The following is a 24,059-nucleotide window of genomic DNA, read 5'->3' as shown; positions in this document are numbered from 1 at the left end:
GATTCTCCTTAAAATCAATAGTACTTATTATTTTTTATTTTTATTATCTGTTGATTTTTTATCATCTTCTTTTTTATCTGTTGATTTTTTATCATCTTCTTTTTTATTATCTGTTGATTTTTTATCAGCATCTTTTTTAACAACTTCAGCTTCTTCACCTTTTGTTTCTTTTTCTTTTTTCATTTTTTCAAAAGCTTGAGCCAATTGTGACATTTGTTGTTCTATTTCATTTAATTTTTTATCTAATGCATCATATTCTTTTTTATTAATTAATGTTTCTAAATCACTAATTAATTTATCAGCTTCTTTTTTTTGTTCAGGAGTTACAGATTCTTTAGCTCCATCTAAAGATTTTTTCAACATTGAAATTGTCCCTTCAGCACGATTAACAATTTCAATTTCTTTCATTCTTTTTTCGTCATTTTCTTTATTTTTTTCAGCTTCATCAATCATCCTTTGGATTTCTTCGTCTGATAAACTATCTTTATTTTCGATAACAATTTTTTGTTCTTTATTAGTTTTTAAATCCTTAGCATGAACTGAAACGATTCCGTTTGAGTCAATTGAAAATTTAACTTCAATTTGTGGGACCCCTCTTGGTGCTGGTTCAAGTCCTGATAATTGGAATCTACCTAATGAAGTGTTATCTCTTGAAAATTTTCTTTCCCCTTGCAAGATATTAATATCTACTGCTGGTTGGTTATCTTCAGCTGTTGAGAATATTTGTTTTTTGTCACATGGGATTGTTGTGTTTCTTGGGATCAATGGTGTTGAAACTCCACCTAAAGTTTCAATTCCTAAAGTTAAAGGTGTAACATCCAACAACAAGACATCAGTTACATCTCCACCTAAAATTCCTGCTTGAATTGCAGCTCCTGCGGCAACCACTTCATCAGGGTTAACTGTACAGTTTGGTTCTTTTTGAGTAATTTTTTTAACTAATTCTTGAACGGCAGGAATTCTTGTTGAACCTCCAACCAATAGTACATCGGTAATTTGTGATCATGATAATTTAGATTCTTTTATAGCATCGTTTAATGGTTTAACTGTTCTTTCTACTAAACTACTTGTCATTTCATCGAATTTAGCTCTTGTTAGAGATAAATTTAAATGTACTGGAGCTCCATCAATCGCAGTAATAAAAGGTGCTGAAATTTCCACTTGTTTTTGTGTTGATAATTTCTTTTTCGCTTTTTCAGCTTCTGCCTTCAATCTTTGAAATGCCATTTTATCTTTACCCAAATCAATTGAGTGTTCTTTTTTAAATTCAGCAATAATTCAGTTTGTCACTATTTCATCAAAATCATCACCACCTAATTTGTTATCACCAGATGTTGATAATACTTCAAAAGTTCCTTCGTGTAATTCTAATACAGACACATCGAAAGTTCCTCCACCTAAATCGTAAACTAAAATATTTCTCTTTTTAGTACTTTTATCAATTCCATAAGCTAATGCAGCAGCAGTTGGTTCATTAATGATTCTTTCCACTTTTAAACCAGCTATTTTTCCAGCATTTTTTGTTGCTTGTCTTTGTGCATCGTTGAAGTAAGCAGGTACAGTAATTACAGCACTGTCTACTTTTGAACCTGATTTTTTTTCTGCGAATGATTTAATATATCTTAAAATTTCAGCAGAAATTTGTTCTGGTGTATATTCTTTTCCATTAACTGAAACCTTTTCTTTAGTTCCCATTTTTCTTTTAATTGAACTAAAAGTGTTTGCATTAGTTACTGCTTGACGTTTTGCAGCATCACCAATAATAATTTCTTCTCCTTTAAACGATACAACAGAAGGAGTAGTTCTTTTACCATCTGGATTTTCTAAAACTTTTGGTTTATCACTTTCCATAATTGCTACACATGAATTAGTTGTTCCTAAATCTATTCCAATAATTTTTCCCATAATTTGTTAACCTCTCTTTATTTAGTTATTTTTTTACTTTTACGATTCCATGTCGTAAAATTTTTTCTTTCATTTTATATGGTTTTTTTAGTACTTCTACAATTTGATTTGATTTAAAATTTGAATTATCATCAACCGCTTCAATAGCTTCGTGAATTTCGTGATCAAACTCATCACCAGGTTTTATATTAATTTGTTTGATTCCTTGTGCATCAAATATTTCTTTTAGATTATTAAACACCATTTTAAATCCCATTAAAAAGTTGTTCACTTCATCGTTTTTTACTTTTACATTCAATGATGATTCAAATAAATCTAAAATTGGTACTAATTCTTTTGCTAAATTAAATGAACCATAATTTTTAAAATCAATTGATTCATGATCTAACTGATTTTTTAATTGATTGCATTTTTCAACTAGCATTTTCTTTTCTTCACGAAATTGTTTTGCTTCTTTTGTTATTTGTTCTATTTTAGAAACTAAGGTTTGGACTTCTTGTTCCAATTGTTTTTTTTGTTCCTTGCTTTCTTTCTTACTACTGTTATTATTTAAATTTAACTCTTGAACATTATTCAAAAGTTTATTGTATCCTTCGAATAAATTTTTATTAACTGTTTGAATATATTCTTCAAATTCAGCAATAGATTTTTGAGCAGTTCTAAAATCATTTTGGTTTAATGAATTTTTAATATTTTTAAGATAAATAGGATTATTATTTAAATTATTTAGTAAATTATTAAATTTACTAAATAATTGTTCATCTTCTTTTTTATTTACCTTTATATCTTTTTGTGGCATAAAAACTCCTTGTAAATTTTTGCAATATTAATTATACATCATTGTTAATTTTATTATTAATCCAAGACAATATTTCTAAAATTTTTTTATATTCCATTCGTTTAGGACCATAAATAACAATATTTGATTTATGATTATTGTCTGTTTTAAAATAAGAAGAAATTAACGCAAATTTATCATTACCACTTTTTTGAATTTCATTTCCAATTTGTACATTAATATTTTTAATTGCTCGTTTATTTCCAAAATCATCGTAAAACTGAATCGGATGAATTTGTTCAATAAACGAGATAATTTCTTTAATTTTATTAATATCTTTAAATTCTGGATTTTCTAACATCCGCTCAAAACCATGACGTGACATCTGTGGTTTTAACATGTCTGATAAAATCTGATAAAATTGATTTAAAATAATTTCATAATCCTTAATTTGTTTTTCGATGATCGGCTTAATGGTATTTAATTTTTCTTGTAACTCCGACAGTGGAGTTCCTGTTAATCTTAAATTGAATAGATCAACTGCAGTTTTTAACTCATCAAGCGAAACACCTTCTAATTTTAAAGTGTTGTATTCCACATAACCATTTTCTAGAATCAACATAATTAAAATTGATTGTGAACTTAAAGTCACTAGTTCAATTTTATTTAATTTTAATTTTTTTTGAATTGAACTAGACGTGACTGTGACTACATTAAATAAATTAGATATTAAATCACTTGCAGTATTTAAAATTTCTTCTATTTTTAAATTACGATTAGCAAATAATGGTTCTAATTTAGAAATAGCCTTATCAGTATTAATTGATTTTTCTAATTTATATTGTGGGTCGTCTATTAGAAAATCTAAATAATAACGATAACCCTTTGTCGACGGCCGCCTTCCTGAAGAATTGTAATCTTTTTCTAAGAAACCCATTTTTTCCAATTGTAAGCATTCATTACGAATGGTAGCAGAAGAAATGGTGAGTTGCATGTTTTCAATTATTTCACCACTACTAATTGGTTTAGCAAATTTAATGTAATGTTCAACAATAAACTTGAGAATTCAATTTGATCGTTCATTTTTCATAATTTACCTCCTAACCTTTAATTGTATTTCACAGCAGATTTAATAATTCATTCATCATTTTTAAACATACATATGTAATTTTTATTAGATTCTAATTTCTCTTTAATTAATTCCTTTGCAATAACAGTTTCAATATTTTGACTAATAAAGCGATTTATAGGTCTTGCGCCATATTCTTCACTATATGCTTCTTTTGCAATTTCTCGTTTTACTGTTTCATCGAAATTGATGTGGACACTTTTAGCATCTTCAATTCGAAGAGTTAAATCTAATAATTTATTTTCAATGATTTTTGAAACAGCATCTTTTGATAATTTGTTAAATAAAACCACATTATCAATACGATTAATTAATTCTGGTTTAAAGTTGCGATTCAATTCATTATTAAACGCCTTAGTTTTTTCAATTCCCTCTGGCATCATTGATGAATTAGCGGCGACGTTTGAAGTCATAATAATAATTGTGTTTCTAAAATCAATTTTCTTACCAAAGTTATCGGTAATAAAACCTTCATCTAAAATTTGTAAAAAAACATTTAAAACATCAGGGTGAGCTTTTTCAATTTCGTCAAATAATATAATTGAATAAGGTTTTCGCTTAATAGCTTCAGTTAATGAACCGCCTTTTTGAAAACCAATATATCCGGGAGGAGCGCCGATAATCTTACTAATTGAATGGCGTTCAGCAAATTCACTCATGTCTAATCGGATAATATTATTTTCTGAATTAAACAATAAATCTGCTAAACTTTTTGCAACTTCTGTTTTCCCTACACCAGTTGAACCTAAAAATAAAAAACTACCAATAGGTTTTTTCGGATCTTTAATTCCACTACGTGATCTTAAGATTGACTCTGAAATTTTTTTAACAGCCTCACCTTGTCCTTTGACTTTTTGTTTTAATAATTTTTCTAAATTTAATAATTTATCTTGTTCAGTTTTAACTAATTTTTCAACCGGAATTCCTGTTCATCGAGATACGATTTGAACAATCTCATCAGAGGTGACATCTTCTTTGATCAAAGTGTTTTCTGGAGTTTTGTCATTTAATTCTTTCAATTCTTTTTCTAACTTAGGAATCATTTGGTATTTTAATTTACCAGCGGTTTCAAAATCACCCGAATACTCACAATTCTCTAAATCGCGCTTAGAAATTGTTAATTTATGTTTTAATTCTTTAATATTTTCAAAAAATGTTTTTTCTTCATTTCATTGTTTACTTAATTTTTTTTGTTGTTGTTTCAAATTTAACAATAAAGGTTTAATTTTTTCTAAACGGCGGACAGACGCAATATCTTTTTCTTTAGATAACGCTGATTTTTCGATTTCTAATTGTACTACTTGTCTGTTTATTTGATCTAGTTCTTCTGGAACTGAAGTGATTTGGGTTTTGATTAAAGCACAAGCTTCATCGATTAAGTCAATCGCTTTATCTGGCAAATTACGTGCCGTGATGAATTGATTTGATAATTTAACAGCACTAACAATTGCATTGTCGTGTACTTTAACACCATGATATGATTCAAATCCTGGTTTCAACCCTCTTAAAATTGAGATCGCTTCCGAAATTGATGGTTTATCAATAAAGATAGTTTGAAATCTTCTTTCCAAAGCAGAATCTTTTTCAATATATTCTCGATATTCATCAAACGTTGTTGCTCCAATACATCTTAATTCCCCGCGAGCTAAGTACGGTTTTAACAAATTGGCCGCATCCATACTTCCTTGAGTTCGTCCAGCTCCAACAATTAAATGAATTTCATCAATAAATAAAATAATTTTTCCTTTTGATTGTTCAACAGTTTTAATTATCGCCTTTAGACGTGATTCAAATTCTCCCTGAAATTTAGCTCCAGCTATTAAACCACCCATGTCTAATTCTAAAATTGTAGTTTCAATCAGATTTTCCGGAACATCTTTTTTAGCGATTCTTTGTGCTAAACCTTCTACGACTGCAGTTTTCCCCACTCCAGCTTCACCAATTAATAATGGATTATTTTTAGTCTTACGTGATAAAATTTGCAATAATCGATGAATTTCTTTTTCACGTCCAATAATGGGATCTATTTTTTCCGATTTTGCCTTATCAACTAAGTTGATCGTAAATTGTTCAATTGCTTTTTCTGGATTATCTTTGTAATCAAAGATTTGCTTAAAGTCCATATCAGATACACCTCCAAAATAATCAAAATTAGCAATCTAACACTCTAATTGCTAATTTTTTATATATTATATTAAAAATTAGCAATCTACAAGGTTTATTGCTAATTTTTTTATTTTTTTATTTAATGTTATAATTTATGAACTATGAATAAAAAAGCGATTATTGTTGTTGATTATCAGTATGATTTTGTAGATCCTAAAGGGTCTTTATATGTAAATGAAAGTGAAAAAATTAAAGAATACATTATTAAATTATTAGAAAATAATCCAGATTATATAAAAATAGCAACTCGTGATTGGCACCCTATTGATCATTGTTCTTTCACGAGATGAAAACCCCATTGCATTCAAAATACCTTAGGTGCTCAATTAATGATTCCAACGAATTTATTTGATAAAATCATTGATAAAGGAATTTTTCAAGACGCTGACAGTTACAGTGGTTTTTACGATGAAAAAGGTCGCGATAATGGTTTAGACCAATATTTAAAAAATCACAACGTTAAAGACGTTGTGATTGTTGGGGTGGCATTAGACGTTTGTGTTAGCGCCACTTTTAAAGATGCGATCAAACTTAACTATAATGCTTCTATAGATTTAAATGGTACAAAAGGTATTCAATTTAAGATTTAAAATATGAATTAATATCAATGTCATTAATTGTTACAACAATTGAAGTTTTACCAAGATGTTTTAAATAGTTAGTTAGTAGCTTTTGCACTTGTTCTTTTTGTTGATAACTTCTAGGCATCCAATCAATGTGCACAAAAATCGGTTCTTCTAATTTGTTATGTTTTGTATTAAATGATTTTGCATTTATCAATCGAATAGTCACCTTATTTGCTGGACAATTGGCAATTTGAATAAATTGATTCAATTGATCATCAACAAAACCCTGCACTTCTTGTTCTGTTAAATTATAAAATTTAAAATGCGGCATCTTTAATTTCCTTTTTCATTATCAATAATTTATATAATTACTTATAGTGTGTTAATTTTTTGTTCTTCTAATGCTCTTTTTACAAAAGCAGCTTTTTCTAATTTTTTAGTATAAATTATTTTTTCACAATCTTGAATTTTAATATCAATACGTTTTTTCTTTTCGTCACTTAGTCGTTTTTTTTCTTTTTTCGCTTTAAGTTTTTCGATCATAGCATTCATTCTCACTACTTCAAATTGCACAAAAGCATCTGGGTTATTTATATCAATGTCATGGTGATAATTACGATATAAGTTTAATTCTTTTCTAAATAACAAATATACTCCGATTAAACCAAAAAATTCAGACAATCCATAAATAGCAAAAAATGCATATTGATTATTGGTTGCAGATGTAACTCAGTATCCTATCAATGATAAAACAAACGGAACAATAAAAGCTCTAAATGAAGAACCTAAAGTTGAAATTCCTGGACGTTTAATATTTCTCATATAAGTGATTAATGAATAGGAAATTCCGGCAAAGGCAAATGTAGAATAATTTAAAACGATTAATCATCGATGATTAGGGTCACTTGTAAAGTGATCTCCAAAGATACCAATCATATAACCACCAAAACATAAGACTAATAAGGAAGCGGTGATAAATCAAATAATTTCAAAAATATAAACTATCTTCATCAGCTCTTTATACCGCGACATTCGATTTGCACCATAAGAATAACCCAGCAAAACAGAACTACCTTGATATATTCCAGAAGCAGGAGCGGTGAGAAAAAAAGTCCATGGTGCTATTGCGCCATATAAAACTTGCAAATTATTATTACTTACGTCTAAATCACCCAATAAAATAGTTAGCAACACAGATAAAAATACAATTGATAAATTATTAACTAAAGCAGTTAAACCAAGCGAAATAATATCTTTGCAGTATTTAAAATCGATGTGCAATAAATTATATAGATTAAATTTTAAATATGTATTTTTACTTATCATTGAATAGATAAATCCTATTAATGTCATAGTAACTCATGATAGACCCGTTGCTAACATGGCTCCTGTCAACATTAAATGACAATACTTTATAAAAATAACGGCAAAAATAACATTAGTACCAATTGAAGAAAATAAAATGATTGATACCAAAGGAATTTTTCCTTCACTTCTGTAAACATAGACAAATACATTCGATAAAAATGAAAACGGTAGCATTAGACAAGCCACTGAAGCGTATTGATAAGATAATTCATTTAGTGCTGCAGTTGTTTCTGGAGTTTGCTCATTGGTATTAGCTTGAATATTTAACAAAAAATAATTCGTTGCAGGCGATACCATTAATCACATAAATAATCCCAATACTATCGATATTAAAAAGGCAGTAGCAAATCCATTGTTGACAGTTTTAGACATACCTGGTTTATCAATTGAACCATATTTTATCGAAAACAATATCGAAGTTCCAGCACCTATCATAATGGTGAAAGCAAAATTCAACTGTACGATGTTTCCTGCGAACTGGGTAGATAAATTTATTAAATTTTCAGCAGTCATATTGGGATCAACAAGTGCTGCAGCGAATTTAACTGAAACATCATCTGCTGCGAAATCAATTGCTAGAAACTTATCAATAACATTATAAGAAGCAGCAACTATCATAATTAAAATTGATGGCAAACAAATATTCATCATCGATTTTCAAGGTGAAGATGCTTTAATTAAATTTTCATACTTTGATTTGTTTTGAAAATTATTTATTTTTTGTGGCGAATCTTGTGCATCAAGATTCTGTTTTGTATCTTTCATAAAAACCTTAATAAATTAAAATAATATTATTAATTTAACTTTCAATTCATTTTATTTGTTTATAAATAAAAAAACAATATATAAATATTGTTTTTTATACTAATATAAATTATTTAAAATTAATTATTTTAAATCTACTGAAGCTCCAGCGTCAATTAGTTTTTGTTTAATTTCTTCTGCTTCTTCAGTTTTTACTTTTTCTTTAATTACAGCAGGTAATGATTCAACTAATTTTTTAGAATCCATCAATCCCTTACCTGTTAATTGTCCAACTAATTTAATAACTGCAACTTTTGATTGACCAGCATCAGTTAATACTACATTAACCTCTGTTGGCGCTCCATCATTTGCCCCATCGGCTGCTGGAGCGGCAGCTACCGCTGATGCAACAACGTCAAAGTGTTTTTCAATTTCTTTTACTAACTCATTTAATTCCGCAATTTTCATTCCTTCAATTGCAGTGATAATATCCTTATTTGTAATAGCCATGTTTTATGTCTCCCTTGAATATTAAAATAAATATTTACACAAAATAATAATTATGCTTCTTTTTTTTCTTCTATCGCTTTTAAAGTTAAAGCAAATTTCATCACTGAATATTTTAAACTTGAAGCAAACATACAGATCAAATCTTCTTTTGAAGGTAATACTGCTATTTCTAGTACTGATTTTTGGTCCAAAACTTTATCTTGGTAAACAGCACTCATCATTTCTAATGAACGATTCTTTTTTGCAAATTTATGCAAAATTTTAAAACTATCTGGTGAATCATTATCAGCAAAAGAAAAAGCATTTTGACCAATTAGATATTTGTCTAATCCGTCAATTCCTAAATTTTTAGCTGCAATTTTAAAAATTCGGTTTTTGTAAACTTTTAATTCTATACCAGCTTGTCGTAATTCACTTCGCAAATCCAACATATTAGGAACGTTTAATTTATGATAATTAACAATAATCATTGATTTTGAATTTTTTAATTTATCTTCAATTTCTTTGATTAAATGTTCTTTCTCACTACGACTTATACTCATATTATAAACCTTTCCATAATTAATAAAAATTATGAAGCTTAAGAACAATTGAGGTTAATCCTCAGATCTTTGCCTTGGCAACAAATTAAGATTTTTCAATCAGTTGCTTTCATTGGTAAATCTATACCATATATTTTATATAATTTATTGACTTTTATGTCAATAAATAAAATGCTTTAAAATAAAAAAAATGACTAGCATTTGTCATTTTTTTATTATAAATTTAATTATTTTTTCAAATTAGGTTGATTGATGTTTTGCACATTAACAGGTCGATTCAAAGGATTTTGAAAATTACCAGGCATTATGTTTTGCTTTTGTGGTTGTTGTTGTGATTGTGGATAGAAAAATTGTGCTGGTGATGAATAATATTGATAATCATAAATTTGGTTATTGACAGGTGTATATGGCATACTTTGTGGATATGGCTGATTTTGTGTTGCCGGGTTGCTTGCCATAGTTGCAGGCATTTGTGCTACATTTCCTGCAAAATGTGCATTAAAATTAGGTTGTGCTTGAATTGGTTGTGCTTGAATTGGTTGTGCTTGAATTGGTTGTGCTATACTTAGCGGCACAATATTATGAACATTTACTTCTTGTATTTCTTTGTTGACACTTTTTTCTAATTTAGAATATTTAAAGTGTACAGACATTGAACCTATCCACCCTAATAATAATACTAAGCCAACAGAAATGAAATAAAACAGTTGTCATTCTTCTTTAAATGGAATTCAATCAAACATATGTGCAGATACTCCTATTAAAAAGGCTACAGGAGCTAAAAAGAAGGACAAGAATGGATATACTAAATTAAAAGACGAAAATTTTTTATTTGATTCAAACTCTAATAAAAATAAAACAGTTTCTTTTTTATTAAACGCATGTCCCTTCATAGCAAATAAAAATGTAATAACAGAGAATAATGCAGCTACAGAAACTACAATTATATTTGCAGCATTCAATGAAATATTAATACCAATTTTGCTAAATGTGTCCACTATTTTATCTCCTACAAAAAATGTGGAAAAATAAGCAATTGCATTACATGCTAATGAAATTATCATCAACACGAAGACAATTAATCAATAAAATTTGTTTTTTAAATAAATCTTTTCTTTTTTCATAGAACAATTTTAACATTAATAATAAAAAAGTCAAATAATTAATTAAGGATATCTAACAGGACACTATCTAAAAAATTAAATCCTTCAGAAGAACATTTTAAAACATCATTATGATAAATTAGTAGATTATTATTGATTTGTTTTTCGATTTTAATTCAAAAATATTCAATTGCTAAGTCAGCATCTTTTATATCATTTATATTTATGCCATCTACAAGTCTTAAACCCATCATTAAAATTTTGAAATAATAATCTTCTTTTGAAAGGTACTCAATTTCATAATTTCAGTTTTTATAATTCTTATCGTTATGAATCAAATAAGATCGATTAAAATTTAAATTAGAAAAACCAGCAGCTGACGGGCCGATAGCATCATATGATTCATTGCGCCAATAGCTTAAATTATGGATTGAACGATAATTTCCTTTTGATGCATAATTGGAAACTTCGTAACGTTCATAACCTAATCTTGATAACTCTTCATTAATAATATTATCAAATTCATAATCATTATCTGGCAATTCTAAATATTTTCGACCCCAAACTGTTCCACTTTTGAGTATTAAAGAATATCACGATAAATGGCTAGGTTTTAATTTTTTGACCATTTTTAAATCCGCTATAACATCTTCTTTGGTCTGATTAAATAAATTGTAAATTAAATCAATGGAAATATTTTGAATTCCCATTTTTTGGATTAAGCAATATTTTTCTAAAATGTCTTTTTTATTATGTTTACGATTTGATTGTTGAAGCAATTCATCATTAAAAGTCTGACAACCCATCGATATTCTATTGACCTTATTTTTTACAAATAATTTCAATAATTTTTCACTAACTGATTCTGGGTTCACTTCAATAGTGAATTCTTCAATATTATTCGTAAAAGGTTTTAAGGCTTTAAATATTTTAATTCAACAATCATAATCCAAACAACTAGGAGTTCCACCTCCAATGTATATTGTTCGCAAATCCCAAAAAGGTCCGTTTTTCTTAATTTGTGACAATAAACTTTCTGTATACTCTAATTCCATTGTTTTAATATTTTTTTTAAATTTAAAAAAATCACAAAAAAAACAAATTTTTTCACAAAAAGGTATATGGATGTACAAATATTTAAAAAAAGCTGGTTTCGAATTTTCCATTAGCGATTAACAACACTCTGTGTTTGTCACGGTCACACCCAATGGCCATTTTTACGTTTTTTAAAAATAAGAACTGGGATAATCACAAAAATAAATAATACAGTGACAATTATTAAAAACCAAATCAGACATTTTTTATTAGTCGCTTTTTTAATTTTGGTTTTAGTTTCAAAATCAATAATATCGTAACCAAAATGACTTTTTATATTAATTTCTTTTTTTCTAGATAGTACAATTGTTAGAATGTGATATGCAAACATTAATGACAATAAAATAACATTAATCGTAATGTCTATAGATAAATCACCAATAGGTTGGGTTGATCAAAAAATGAAAGTTACACTTTCCCCTGAGTGAACATTTAGAAATATTAAAAATCCTAAAACAATTAAGCCCACAACGTAAACTACACCAGCAATTCAATTTACAACAATTTTGTTGGTAATACTTTTTTTATAATTGTCAGTAATAAAGGTGGGAAGTATTTGTTCGTTATTTGCATAGGCCTTACCTGTTTTCTCAGCTTCAACCACAGCTCTTTTAAAATTGAACAAAGAAAACATAAAAACCACAAAACAACCAATTGATAAAATAATTGTTCAAAATGGTTTTGGCAAACTATTTACATTCATACCAAATATTTCATTCATATTATGATTTTTTCCATAATAAAAAAAACTAATAAAAGCTAGAGAAATAATTAAACCTATACCAGTCAAAAAAGCAGTAATAAAAGATTTTCATTTTTCTAAGACAATTTCTTTTACAATAAACTTCGGAACATAATTATCAAATATTTCTTTTCTATTTTGTTTGTTTATTTCCTTATCTTTTGTTTTTTCAATGAAACCATAGTTAGATGATTTTGGTTTATTAAAATTATCTAGATTATCAATTTCTACATCACTATTTATTTGTCCAATTTTACGGTCAGTATTAATTAATTCTTTAGAAAAGTTTTTTTTTTGAAAATAACTGCCGGCTGAATGATTGGTATTTAAGGATGTTTGTTTATTTTTAGTTGTTTTCTTTTTTATAACATCTCCATCATCTCTAATATAAATGTTATGTTCTAAAGTTTTTTCAATAGTAGGGCTATATTCAAAGGTATTTTCTTTCGGTTCTCTCACCACTTTGTATTGATGTTTCAAGTTTTCTTTGTTCGAATTATCTTTTAATTTATTAGTTGGTTGAATTATATTGTTATGTAAATCAAAATTACGATGTGGATCATGGGTTTGAATTTGATTATTTTTTAATTTTTCAATAGTATCAAAATCATGATTATAATAAGAATTATTAACATTTGATTTTTCGTAATGATTATAATTATTTTTTATTCCACTATTATTAACAGTGTAAGGGTCATTGTACATATTGTTAACATTATTGATTTGCTTACTACGATATTCCAAATCTGGTCTAATTAAATTATCATTTAAATTTGATTGATTTTCATTTCAATATAATGGATTTTGAACTTTTTGAAGACTATCAGCACTTTTTTTATCTGCATCTTTTTTTTCATCACCATCAAAAAAATTTGTAACTATATTTTTTAAACCCATTTTATAACCTTCCTCTTATTACCTTTTTTTCAAAAAACTTAAAACTGCACTTAATTCATCTTCAATGTAATCAATTTCAGTTTCTAAATAAATACTTGTTTTCAATTTTTCTAATTCTTTTTTATTATTAACATTCTTTTTTGTTCTTAAAGAAAAGAAAGTAGACAAAAAATAAATTAGACCAAAGAATGTTGCGATAAAAAAAATAAATCAAATTAAATAAATTGTTTTAAACGAAACATCTAAAATAGTTATTTCATCCATTTTTTTCACCTTCTTATTTCAAAAATATTATAACATATTTTAAAGCGTAAAGTTATAATTAAGTCATTAAACCTGCTTCGTATAATTTTTTAAAGTGCCCTTCTTTTTTTCTCAGCTCTTCAAAAGTTCCTGTTTGAATTAACCCTTTGTTTTTACCGATGACTAAAATTTCATCAACATTTTTAATTGTTGATAAACGGTGAGCTATGACAATTGAGGTTCTTCCGGTCATTAATTCATTTAAATTACCTTGGATTTCTTTTTCTACAATATTATCTAGTGCAGAAGTTGCTTCATCTAGAATTAATAATTCTGGATTTTTTAAAAACATTCGAGCAATAATAATTCTTTGTTTTTGACCGCCTGAAAGAATGAAGCCTCTTTCACCTAGAACAGTATCAAATTTATTTGGCAATCCCATTACAAAATCGTATAAATTTGCTTTTTTACATGCATCTATTATTTGAGTTTTTGTCGCATTAGGACGACCATATGCAATATTAATATAGAAATCACCAAATAAAATTTGTGGTTCTTGTTCTACATAACCAACTTTATGTAAATAAGATTTTAAATTAATTTTATTTAATTCATTTTTACCAATAAGAATTTTGCCACCTACTGGGTCATAAGTTCGTAATAATAACTGCGAAATAGTAGATTTACCAGCACCTGTTTCACCAACAATTGCGTAGCTTTTACCTTTTTTAAAAGTAAAATTAAATTTTTCTAAAATTAACGGATCTGTTTCAATGTATTTAAAATCAACATCTTTAAAAATAATGTCAACATCTAAATTGTCTAATTCTTTTGCTGTTTCATTTCAATGGATAGTAAAATCAGTGTCAACAATGTCATTAATTCTTTCAGCTGAAGTAGAAGCTGTTGCTAAGTTACTAAACACTCTTACTGCTTGAACTATAGGCATCACTAAAGCGTTAATGCTCATAGATAATGAAATCATAATTGTTGGGTCTAATTTCCCTTCATTTGCATACATTATGGCGAACAATAAAGAAATTGAATTCAATGAAGTGAACACAGTTAAAATTAAAGCCATAAATCAAGATTGGAACTTAACTGCCGCTACAGAAGATTTATAATATTCCTTGTGAGAATCAATGAATTTTTCTTTTTCTTCACTTTTTGTTCCGGTAGTTTTGATTAATTTAATTGCATTAACTCTATCATTAACTGCCGCATTAGCTTTTGTAACATCTTCTCTTTGTTTCATTATTTTTTTTCTTAAAATAGCAAATAAAAATAATGAAAGAAACAATACTGCAAGAGCAATTCCTAAAATAATTGTTGATAACATAACTTGAGTAGATTGTGAATCAGGGAATATTGCAGTATTGCTAGTCAATGTATACATTATCACCACTGAACCAAAAAAAGTTAAAAATGATCTAAGAAATGTGATTGGTACCTGGAAAGATTGTTCACCGATGATTTGAGTATCAGAAATTAATTTAGTTAAAATATCACCCATTTGTTTATTGTAATAATAAGCCATATCTAAATCTAATAATTTATTTAATACTTTTAATCGAATATCAATTTCAATTTTACGCGCTAATTTTCCACCAATTAATCATTGAAAAAATGTAAAAATTCCCTGGACTAAAAACATTGAACAAAAGCCTATTACTCAATAAATAAAAATAGTTCAGTCCATATATGGGGTACTATTCGATGCCATATCTGCCATGAAATCATTCATCATAATATTTGTTATTTTAGGTAGTGCAACTGTAATACCACAAGTCACTATTGTTACAGCTACCAAGAAAATAGCTGATAAATAAAATTTTTTATAATAATATCATAAAAAATTAAAAAAGTTTTCAGAATTTTTTTTAGATTTTAGATTCTTTTTATCATTCAGGGGTTCTTTAATTGTTTCTGTTTGTTCCATTTATCGCTCCTTATATTTCCATTTTTTCTATTAATATCTTTGTACAATTTTTACATGCTAAGGACGGGAATACAACTCCGTTGGATTGGAAGCAACTTGCATCCTTTGAAAAAAATTGACGACATACATCACATTCTTTTTTGCCATTTTTAACTTCTTCTAAGCACTTGTCACAAAAATTTGAATTATTAACACGTTCAAAATATAAATGACAATGTGCACAAACACCAATAGAAGATTTAGCTTTTGCTGTTTCAGGTTTTGAAAATTCGAATTTATCACTAGTTCCTAAAATTTCATAAACTAATAATTTCCAAGAATCATCTCTAGGTATTTTTTTATTATTTTTAGTTTGTTTACTCAATAAAAATTTTTTGGCATCTTCTAAATTTGTAAAAACTTTAGAAATTTTAATTTTGTTACTATCTTTTTTATCTTCTGTATATAAAATTACAAATAATTTTTTATATTTATTTACATCCATTTAATTCGCCTCTTTTGTAGCTAATGGTTTAAATGAATCAAATGCACATTTGCCACAAATTTTATAATCTTTATTTTTAACCCTAAAAGTGCCAAACAACTCACGGTCAAAGCGGTCATGAGTTGATCATTTTTTACTACATAAATTACATTTAAATAATTCATTACCTTTTAATTCATCAGTACAAGCATTACAAATATCTTCATCATTTAAATAAGTTTTAACATAATTACATTGTGAACAAAGTGGTACTTTTTTAATAAAGTCAGAAGTTTCTGATTTATCAAAAACATAATTATCCATTCCCGAATCAAACTTAAAAACCAAGCATGTGGAAGTAGAAGTAATCGACTCATCAGTTTTTTTGTTCTCTAAAACATTATCCTTTAATTCTTCTACTGCTGTTTCAGGAGTTTTACAAATGCTGCGCAATTTATATTCTCCATTGTTATCGTCTATAATAAAATATAAGTATCAATTCATCATAATTATAATAAAATCCTATCTAAATTTTCTTTAATAATTATAACACTTTATAATTACTTTAATAAATTAATTCTATTTTCTTTTTCTTCTGTTTCTTCTTCTTTTGATTCTTTATAATTATCCTTATATTCACATTTAGTTTTCTTAAAGTTTGAGCAGGCTAAAAACTTCTGATTTTTTTTATTAATTTTGATCACCACAATCCCCTCTTTACATTCAGGACATTTTCCTAAATCAGGACCTTGGTAGTGTGTATAGTAACATTTGGGGAATGACCCACAACCAATGAATTTACCAAACTTCCCAAAACGATAAACTAAATCTTCACCGCATTCAGGACATTTAATCCCTGCTTTTTCAACAGGTAATTTAGGCATATTTTCAAAAGCATATTCAATTCGCGGTTCAAATTCTTTTCAAAATTTTATAATCAGTGGTTTGTGTTCGATTAAACCATGTGATATTTCATCTAGTTCGTTTTCAATTAACGATGTGTACATTTCATTTACAATATCTTTAAATCAATCTTGTAAAGTGTCACTAGTTAGAATTCCTTTTTCTGAAGCGTACAAGGCTTTATTTTTCAATAAAACATATCCACGCTCTTTTAAAATTTTAATTGTTGGAGCATAAGTTGATGGACGACCCACTCCTGATTCTTCCAATTTTTTAATCAATTTAGCTTCAGAAAAACGTGGTGCAGATTTAGTAAAATGTTGCACCCCTTCTAATTTATCAGCTTCTATTAATTGTCCTTTTTTTAAATTCGGTAGTACGTTTATTTTTTCATCATTATCTAAAACTTTTAAAAATCCTTCAAAAATGATTTTATTCCCGTTCATTCTAAACTCATATTTATTATTATCTAAATAAATTGTAGTTGCTAAAAATTTAGCACATACCATCAATGAACCTAAAGTGCGGTTGTAAATCATTTTGTATAATTTCAATTGGTCAGATTTTAAATATTTTTTAGCTTTATCTGGTGTCATCGTAATATCAGTTGGTCTAATCGCTTCATGGGCATCTTGCACATTAGGTGCTTTTGATTTTGAACCATTAGCTTTATTTTTTAATGATAAATCACCTAAGAATTCTTCACCATAATTATTAATAATAAATTTTTTAGTTTGTTCTTTAAAATCATCGGACAATCGAACTGAATCGGTTCTAGGATATGAAATAAACCCTTTAATTTCAGCACCTAATTTAATTCCTTCATATAATTGTTGAGCAACAATTGATGTTTTATTTGCAATAAAACCAAGTTGTGTAGATGATTGTTGTAACATTGTAGAAGTGGTGAATGGTTTAAATGGGTTACGAATTCTTTCTTTTTCTTCAATATCTACAACTAAGAATTTATTTTTTAATTTTTTGCCAATTTCTTTTAACTCTTCAACATTTTTTATTTCAACTGGTTCAGAGTTAAATTTAGTTAACTTAATTATTGTTTTTTTATACAGACCTTCAATAGTTCAATATTCTTGAGGGACAAATTTTTGACATTCCTTTTCACGTTCCACAATAAATTTTAGAGCAACTGATTGTACACGGCCCGCTGATTTTGAACGAATTTTATCTCGCAATAATTTTGACAAACGAAAACCGATAATACGATCTAAAATTCTTCTAGTTTCTTGGGCCTTTACCAGGTTATCGTCAATTATATCTGGATTTTCAAAAGCCTTTTGAACGGCTGTTTTTGTTATTTCATTAAAACGAATTCTTTTATAGCGTTCTTGAACTTTTAACACTTCTACTAAATGATGAGCTATCGCTTCACCTTCGCGATCCGGGTCGGTTGCAACATAAACAATATCAGATTTTTTAGCTAAATCTTTTAGTTCTTCAACTAATTCAACTTTATCTTTTTCAATTTTATAGATGGGATCAAAATTATCCATATTAATGCCAAGGCGTTGTTTACCACCTAAAGATAAATTTCTAATGTGCCCTTTGGAAGAAACTACAGTGAAATCCTGACCTAAATAATTTTTAACTGCTTTTGTCTTGGTTGGTGATTCTAGGATCACTAAGTGTTTTGACATTAATATTACCTCACTTAATAACTAGTTATAAACTGAAAAAATGATATATCAAATTTATTTGAAAATCAAATATTAATTAGAAATTGGTAATTCAAAATTTAAAATATGATTACTATCATTTTGCATGTCATAAATTATTTTTTGATATGCAGTTATTAATTCTAAATTTTTATATTTTTTTTCTAAAATTAAAAGTGTCAAATGAACATAAAATTCTTCGATATCATCGTTGTTTAATTTTAATTTTGCTATTTCACTTTCTTGCAAATTGTACTTAAAGATTAAAAAATTAAAGTTGTTTTCATATAATCAACCTATTATTTTATAAACATATTCTGGTTTAGGGATAATATCTACTTTGATGTTATTACAAATAATTAGCTTTACAACTGCTGCTTCGTCATTAATTTTTGGATATAAGATCCCAGGGGTGTCTAATAAATAAAAAAATTCATTTATTTTGATTCATTGTTGTCCTTTGGTTAAACCTGGTTTATTGCCAGTTTTTGCAGAACTTTTATTTAAAATATTATTAATAAAAGTTGATTTACCAACATTGGGAATACCAATTACACAGACATGGAATTGCGGATTTTTAATGTTTCGTTTTAAATCTTTTTCAATTTTATCTTTCAATACTTCTTTAATTTTATTGATTAACTGATTTTTTACCGATGATTGCTTTGCGTTTAATTTTAAATAATTAATATTATTTTCTTTAAAATATGTTTCTCATTTTTTGAAATTATTATTATTTACTAAATCAGATTTATTAAAAACTTTTAAAACTGGTTTGCCATTTAACATCTTAATTAAAAAGGGATTTGATGATGTTTCAGGGATTCTGGCATCTAAAATTTCAATAACTAAATCAATCATTTTTAAATTTTTTTCTAATTGATTTTTCGCTTTTGCCATATGACCTGGAAATCAATTTATCATATTATGTACCTCATTGCTTTTATTGAATAAAAATAAAAGCAAAGAACTAAATTCTTTGCTTTTAAACTAATAATTATTTTTTAACAATTAATTCTTTAATTCTAGCAGCTTTACCGCGTCTTTCTCTCATATAGTAAATACGCGCTCTTCTAACTTTTCCATACTTAACAACTTCGATATCTTTAACCAATGGAGAATGAACCGGGAATATTCTTTCCGTTGAAACATCACCTGTTGTTTTTCTCACCAAAACAGAAGAAGATATTCCACTACCTTGTGTTTTAATAATAACACCCTCAAAAACTTGAATACGTGATTTATTACCTTCTTTAATCTGAAAGTGGACTTTTATGGTATCACCTGAAGAAATTGTTGGTATATTAGGTTTTAATTGTTGTGCTGTGACTTTATTAATTAAATTCATATCCATAACTAATTTTCCTCTTCTTTACAATCTTTTTTTATTATATTCAAAAAGTTTTTTTGTTGCAAATTTAATTGTGCTTTTTTTAATAAATCTTTTCTTTTAGAATAAGTATTATAGATTCGAGATTTTTCTCTTCAATCATCAATATTTTTATGATGCCCTGATAATAAAACTTCTGGGATAATTTTATTATCAAAAACCACTGGTTTAGTATAAACATCATAGTCTAATAAATCATTATTAAAAGATTCATTTAAATGTGATTCTGTTTTAATAACTCCTGGCAATAATCTCGCAACAGAATCTATAATAACCATACTAGCTAGTTCTCCGCCAGTTAATATATAATCGCCAATCGACACTTCAAGATCACAGTAATTACTAATTCTAGCATCAAAACCTTCATAGTGGCCGCAAATTAGAATAATAGTTTTATATTTTTTAGATCAAGTATAAGCTTTTCGTTGGTCTCATACCTTACCTTTAGGGGACAACAAAACAACTAATGCATCATCTGTTTTTACACTCTGTATCGCTTTATAAATCACATCTACTTTTAGGACCATACCTTGCCCACCACCTGCTGGATAATCGTCTACTTGTTTAAATTTATTATCAGCGAAATCTCTGATATCAATTAATTCTAAATTCAATTTTTGATTTTTAAGAGCTTTTGCAATGATCGATGTGTTTTGAAAATCATTAAACATTTGTGGGAACAAAGTTAAAATTTTAATGTTCATTTTAACCCCCCGTTAATCGATTAATGATAAATTGTTTGTTGCTATTATCAATCTCTTTTACATATTCTTTAACTACTGGCAACAAAACTTGTTTATTATTTGTTAATTGAATTCTAATTACTGAAGATGACTTTGTGTCGATAATTTCACATATAGAACCAATTATTTTATCGTTTAAAATTACTTCATAATCTATATAATTATTATCTTCTAAATTATAATCAACATTAATTATAGACTTATTAATGTACAATTTTTGATTAACAAATTTTTCAACTTGATCGATATGGTTATATGGAACATCTAACACCAATAAGTAACACTTTTTATTAAGTTTTAAATCTAAAATTTTGACATCAAAAAAATGTTCATCTACTTTAAAAAAACCAATCTGATTAATGATTGATTCTAAATTAAAAACTAAACTAACATTAAATTTTAATATCCCCTTTAAGCCATGCGTACCTTTAACAGTACCAATACTAATAAGTTTATCCATATAAAATTAAAACACTTCCAATGTTAAATTAATTTTTTTATCTAAAAAATTCTGTTGCAAAATCCAAATAATTGATTTTTTTATAACTTTTGATGAATTAATAAATTCAATTTGTTGAGAATTTGACATTATTAAAAATTTAACTTGTTCTTTATCGCTAGTCGGCAATATTCTGAACTCTACCTGAACATTTTCAGGAAAAAATAATTTTATTTCTTCATTTAAAATCATTTCTTTTATTAAATCATTTGCCATTATTTTTTAACTGGTTTTGCAGTTGGTGCAGGTTTTGCAGTTGGTGCAGGTTTTGCAGTTGGTGCAGGTTTTGCAGTTGGTGCAGGTTTTGCAGTTGGTGCAGGTTTTGCAGTTGGTGCAGGTTCTGCAGTTGGTGCAGGTTTTGCAGTTGGTGCAGGTTTTGCAGTTGGTGCAGGTTTTGCAGTTGGTGCAGGTTTTGCAGTTGGTGCAGGTTTTGCAGTTGGTGCAGGTTTTGCAGTTTTTACTTTTGTTTTTTTATTTTTTTTATTTTTTTCTATTTTTTGAAGAGTCTTATACTCGTGAAAATCAACTGTAATTTTAGCACTTTGGAAAAGATTATAAACAGTTTCAGATGGTTGGGCACCTACTTTTAATCATTTTAAAGCAATTTCTTTATCTAATTTTACATCTCCAGAAAGAGGATTATATGTACCTACTAATTCTATATATCTCCCGTTTCTTTTTTCTTTTGAATCAATTACTACTACTCTATAAAATGGGCTTTTCTTTTTCCCCATTTTTTTTAAACGAATCTTAACCACTACTTAAAAGTGTCCTTCCATTAAAAAACTATATACTTATATAAATATAACAAAAAATAAGGTTTTTTGTCAATTTTTTATTAATTAAAAATTTAATTATCTTTTTTTGGTTTAGTAGTTTTTGGTTTAGTAGTTTTTGGTTTAGTAGTTTTTGGTTTAGTAGTTTTTGGTTTAGTAGTTTTTGGTTTAGTAGTTTTTGGTTTAGTAGTTTTTGGTTTAGTAGTTTTTGGTTTATCTATATTTTTTTTACTTGTGGTTTCTTTTTGTTTTTTTTGATCTTTAGTATTTTGCACTGATTTTTCCATCAATGCTTTTTTACTTAATTTCGCTGTTTTCTCCTGATTGTTAACAGATTTTTTAATTGCTGATTTTTGTTTTTTAATTAAATGTTGAACATTAGATTTTTTTATATTTTGACCTGTAGCTTTTTTATGTTTTTTATTTTTTTTACGATAAGCACGATAATTTAAAAAATTAATCCCTTCACTTAGAACACTATCACCGACATTAGTCATTGAAATATTTAATTCTTCAGCATTAACTTGACGTAATTTATACTTAGTTGTTTGAAGATACAGAAATAGATCAAAATATTCGCCTAAGAAAAATGATGATGTAAAGAAATTCAAAATAATCAATAATAAAAATAATGATGCTGAAACTGAATAAAATAAAGTAGAAACACCGTTAGCAAATAAATCTGTACCTAAATTATTAAATAAAAAATGAGTAAATAAATTAGATAAAATATTAACGAAAAATCAACATGACATTATAAATCCCATTATGGTTATTTTTTTTGTACGGTACTCTCAATTCATGGCAAATACTATAAATAGTAGAATTAATAAACCTGATGCAAAACCTTTAAATGCAGAAAAAACCGATAATAATCAAGGGTTAGTTGAAAAGGATATTATAACAAAATAAAGTGATAAAATTATTAATCCAAAATTAATTAAATGTTTCAAACTAATCTTAAACTTTAAAATTAAACTAGTAGAAAAAGCGGCAATAAGTAAACCGACTAAAAACATAATGTAATTAAAACGCTTAATTTGATCGGAATAATTGATCAACTGTTCTGAAGTGTAGGATTGAGTGATTGAAATCACCAAAATAATTAAACTGCTTATCAATAATAAATTCATGACATTTTTTGGTTTAGTTGGTCTTAAGATACTTGGGATCACATTATCACTTCAAGTATTAATCACCATTTTTTTCTCAACAAAATATAAACTAAAAATTAAACCTGGAATGCTTAAAGAAATAATAAACACTGAAATCACAACATTAGTTAAATGCGCATTATTAATTGTTATAAAATCATTGAATAAAGATGATAATCAAAAACCGGTAATTAAACCAATTGCCACTATTGGAGCTGTTACTTCTAATGCTTTAAAAGGTTCTACTTTTAAATAAGGATGTTCATTGTGTGATAAAAAAAACATAGGAATAGCTGCTAGGGTGTAACCAAAACAAATTGAAGTTAAAATTAAAATAGGAAAATTATAATTATCCGGAGAATCAAAAAAATTAAATGCCGCACCTAAAATTGCACTTATAAAGGCAGTTCAAATAATTAGCTTTCTACTTTTAATTTTTTTACTCAAAACATTTAAGGGGTATGAAAAAATTAATGCGTATACCAGAGGTGTTGCAAACAAAAAATATTCCACAATCTCTGTATTATCATTTAAATTTGGAGATGGTCTCGATACTAATAACGCACAGATTGTAAAAAATAAAAAACTAGAAATTAACGATAATACAATCTTCTTGTTAGTAACATAATAATTTATTTTTAATTTTTGGTAATAAAAAAAACTAAAAATTCCTAATGGTAGTATGATCATTAATGGTAGTATAATAAATAAATCTCAATTGCTATTCATAA

24 protein-coding genes are annotated in these 24,059 nt (G+C 27.1%); 1 reads left to right on the top strand and 23 read right to left on the bottom strand.

Annotation, left to right across the window (positions count from 1 at the left end; translation table 4 throughout):
- Positions 1 to 27: 27 nt before the first annotated feature.
- The 4 genes from dnaK to AAHM77_RS00800 are packed head-to-tail and all read right to left on the bottom strand — an operon-like array spanning position 28 to position 5,935.
- Positions 28 to 1,905 carry a molecular chaperone DnaK gene (gene dnaK / locus AAHM77_RS00815; protein ID WP_342252240.1) on the bottom strand — a complete coding sequence of 626 codons (1,878 nt, stop codon included), beginning with the start codon at positions 1,903 to 1,905 and terminating at the stop codon, positions 28 to 30.
- Between the two features lie 25 nt (positions 1,906 to 1,930).
- On the bottom strand, positions 1,931 to 2,704 hold the full coding sequence (locus AAHM77_RS00810) for a nucleotide exchange factor GrpE (RefSeq protein WP_342252239.1): 774 nt from the start codon (positions 2,702 to 2,704) through the stop codon (positions 1,931 to 1,933).
- A 31-nt stretch (positions 2,705 to 2,735) separates the two neighbouring features.
- Complete coding sequence (gene hrcA / locus AAHM77_RS00805) at positions 2,736 to 3,773, bottom strand: heat-inducible transcriptional repressor HrcA (protein ID WP_342252238.1); 1,038 nt, start codon at positions 3,771 to 3,773, stop codon at positions 2,736 to 2,738.
- Between the two features lie 17 nt (positions 3,774 to 3,790).
- Positions 3,791 to 5,935, bottom strand: a complete 2,145-nt coding sequence (locus tag AAHM77_RS00800) for an ATP-dependent Clp protease ATP-binding subunit (protein WP_342252237.1) — start codon at positions 5,933 to 5,935, stop codon at positions 3,791 to 3,793.
- Between the two features lie 144 nt (positions 5,936 to 6,079).
- On the opposite strand from AAHM77_RS00800, the gene AAHM77_RS00795 reads away from it, so the two are divergent.
- A complete protein-coding gene (locus AAHM77_RS00795; RefSeq protein ID WP_342252236.1) occupies positions 6,080 to 6,568 on the top strand; it encodes an isochorismatase family protein in 489 nt (162 codons plus the stop codon).
- On the opposite strand, the gene AAHM77_RS00790 is transcribed toward AAHM77_RS00795, so the two are convergent.
- From AAHM77_RS00790 to AAHM77_RS00700, 19 genes are all read right to left on the bottom strand, one after another.
- A complete protein-coding gene (locus AAHM77_RS00790; RefSeq protein WP_342252235.1) occupies positions 6,558 to 6,875 on the bottom strand; it encodes a DUF1904 family protein in 318 nt (105 codons plus the stop codon). The genes AAHM77_RS00795 and AAHM77_RS00790 overlap by 11 nt on opposite strands.
- A 41-nt stretch (positions 6,876 to 6,916) precedes the next feature.
- A complete protein-coding gene (locus AAHM77_RS00785; protein ID WP_342252234.1) occupies positions 6,917 to 8,677 on the bottom strand; it encodes an MATE family efflux transporter in 1,761 nt (586 codons plus the stop codon).
- A gap of 123 nt (positions 8,678 to 8,800) precedes the next feature.
- A complete protein-coding gene (gene rplL, locus AAHM77_RS00780; protein WP_342252233.1) occupies positions 8,801 to 9,166 on the bottom strand; it encodes a 50S ribosomal protein L7/L12 in 366 nt (121 codons plus the stop codon).
- Positions 9,167 to 9,216: 50 nt separating this feature from the next.
- The gene (gene rplJ / locus AAHM77_RS00775; RefSeq protein WP_342252232.1) at positions 9,217 to 9,708 is read right to left on the bottom strand and encodes a 50S ribosomal protein L10; all 492 of its coding nucleotides are present in this window, start codon (positions 9,706 to 9,708) and stop codon (positions 9,217 to 9,219) included.
- Between the two features lie 227 nt (positions 9,709 to 9,935).
- Positions 9,936 to 10,832, bottom strand: coding sequence for a hypothetical protein (locus AAHM77_RS00770; protein WP_342252231.1), 897 nt, complete (start codon positions 10,830 to 10,832; stop codon positions 9,936 to 9,938).
- A 38-nt stretch (positions 10,833 to 10,870) separates the two neighbouring features.
- A complete protein-coding gene (gene hemW, locus AAHM77_RS00765) occupies positions 10,871 to 11,977 on the bottom strand; it encodes a radical SAM family heme chaperone HemW (RefSeq protein WP_342252230.1) in 1,107 nt (368 codons plus the stop codon).
- Positions 11,977 to 13,545: an MSC_0882 family membrane protein gene (locus AAHM77_RS00760; RefSeq protein ID WP_342252229.1), complete on the bottom strand. Its 1,569-nt coding sequence runs from the start codon at positions 13,543 to 13,545 to the stop codon at positions 11,977 to 11,979. Before AAHM77_RS00760 ends, hemW begins: the two co-directional genes overlap by 1 nt.
- An 18-nt stretch (positions 13,546 to 13,563) precedes the next feature.
- Positions 13,564 to 13,809 carry a hypothetical protein gene (locus AAHM77_RS00755; RefSeq protein ID WP_342252228.1) on the bottom strand — a complete coding sequence of 82 codons (246 nt, stop codon included), beginning with the start codon at positions 13,807 to 13,809 and terminating at the stop codon, positions 13,564 to 13,566.
- 58 nt (positions 13,810 to 13,867) lie between these two features.
- Positions 13,868 to 15,727 carry an ABC transporter ATP-binding protein gene (locus tag AAHM77_RS00750; protein WP_342252227.1) on the bottom strand — a complete coding sequence of 620 codons (1,860 nt, stop codon included), beginning with the start codon at positions 15,725 to 15,727 and terminating at the stop codon, positions 13,868 to 13,870.
- 10 nt (positions 15,728 to 15,737) lie between these two features.
- Positions 15,738 to 16,211 carry a hypothetical protein gene (locus AAHM77_RS00745; protein ID WP_342252226.1) on the bottom strand — a complete coding sequence of 158 codons (474 nt, stop codon included), beginning with the start codon at positions 16,209 to 16,211 and terminating at the stop codon, positions 15,738 to 15,740.
- Positions 16,212 to 16,697, bottom strand: coding sequence for a hypothetical protein (locus tag AAHM77_RS00740; RefSeq protein WP_342252225.1), 486 nt, complete (start codon positions 16,695 to 16,697; stop codon positions 16,212 to 16,214).
- Positions 16,698 to 16,750: 53 nt separating this feature from the next.
- Positions 16,751 to 18,748, bottom strand: coding sequence for a type I DNA topoisomerase (gene topA / locus AAHM77_RS00735; RefSeq protein ID WP_342252224.1), 1,998 nt, complete (start codon positions 18,746 to 18,748; stop codon positions 16,751 to 16,753).
- Between the two features lie 72 nt (positions 18,749 to 18,820).
- Positions 18,821 to 19,690 carry a ribosome biogenesis GTPase YlqF gene (gene ylqF, locus AAHM77_RS00730; protein WP_342252223.1) on the bottom strand — a complete coding sequence of 290 codons (870 nt, stop codon included), beginning with the start codon at positions 19,688 to 19,690 and terminating at the stop codon, positions 18,821 to 18,823.
- A gap of 73 nt (positions 19,691 to 19,763) precedes the next feature.
- Entirely contained in the window at positions 19,764 to 20,120 is a 357-nt protein-coding gene (rplS, locus tag AAHM77_RS00725; RefSeq protein ID WP_425288815.1) for a 50S ribosomal protein L19, read from the bottom strand.
- A gap of 2 nt (positions 20,121 to 20,122) precedes the next feature.
- On the bottom strand, positions 20,123 to 20,860 hold the full coding sequence (gene trmD / locus AAHM77_RS00720; RefSeq protein WP_342252222.1) for a tRNA (guanosine(37)-N1)-methyltransferase TrmD: 738 nt from the start codon (positions 20,858 to 20,860) through the stop codon (positions 20,123 to 20,125).
- 1 nt (position 20,861) lies between these two features.
- Positions 20,862 to 21,359 (bottom strand): ribosome maturation factor RimM, encoded by a 498-nt coding sequence (locus AAHM77_RS00715; protein ID WP_342252221.1) that lies wholly within the window; start codon positions 21,357 to 21,359, stop codon positions 20,862 to 20,864.
- A 6-nt stretch (positions 21,360 to 21,365) separates the two neighbouring features.
- Positions 21,366 to 21,614, bottom strand: coding sequence for a hypothetical protein (locus AAHM77_RS00710; RefSeq protein ID WP_342252220.1), 249 nt, complete (start codon positions 21,612 to 21,614; stop codon positions 21,366 to 21,368).
- Positions 21,614 to 22,156 (bottom strand): 30S ribosomal protein S16, encoded by a 543-nt coding sequence (rpsP, locus tag AAHM77_RS00705; protein WP_342252219.1) that lies wholly within the window; start codon positions 22,154 to 22,156, stop codon positions 21,614 to 21,616. The genes AAHM77_RS00710 and rpsP overlap by 1 nt, the downstream gene beginning before the upstream one ends.
- Before the next feature lie 92 nt (positions 22,157 to 22,248).
- A complete protein-coding gene (locus AAHM77_RS00700; RefSeq protein WP_342252218.1) occupies positions 22,249 to 24,057 on the bottom strand; it encodes an MFS transporter in 1,809 nt (602 codons plus the stop codon).
- Between the last annotated feature and the right edge of the window lie 2 nt (positions 24,058 to 24,059).

The sequence above is a fragment of the Spiroplasma endosymbiont of Amphibalanus improvisus genome (assembly GCF_964030645.1).
In the GTDB taxonomy this organism is placed as follows: Bacteria; Bacillota_I; Bacilli_A; order Mycoplasmatales; family Mycoplasmataceae; genus CAXIPX01.
The sequence above is the reverse complement of the archived record's forward strand: the minus strand, read 5'-3'. Positions and strand labels throughout refer to the sequence as shown.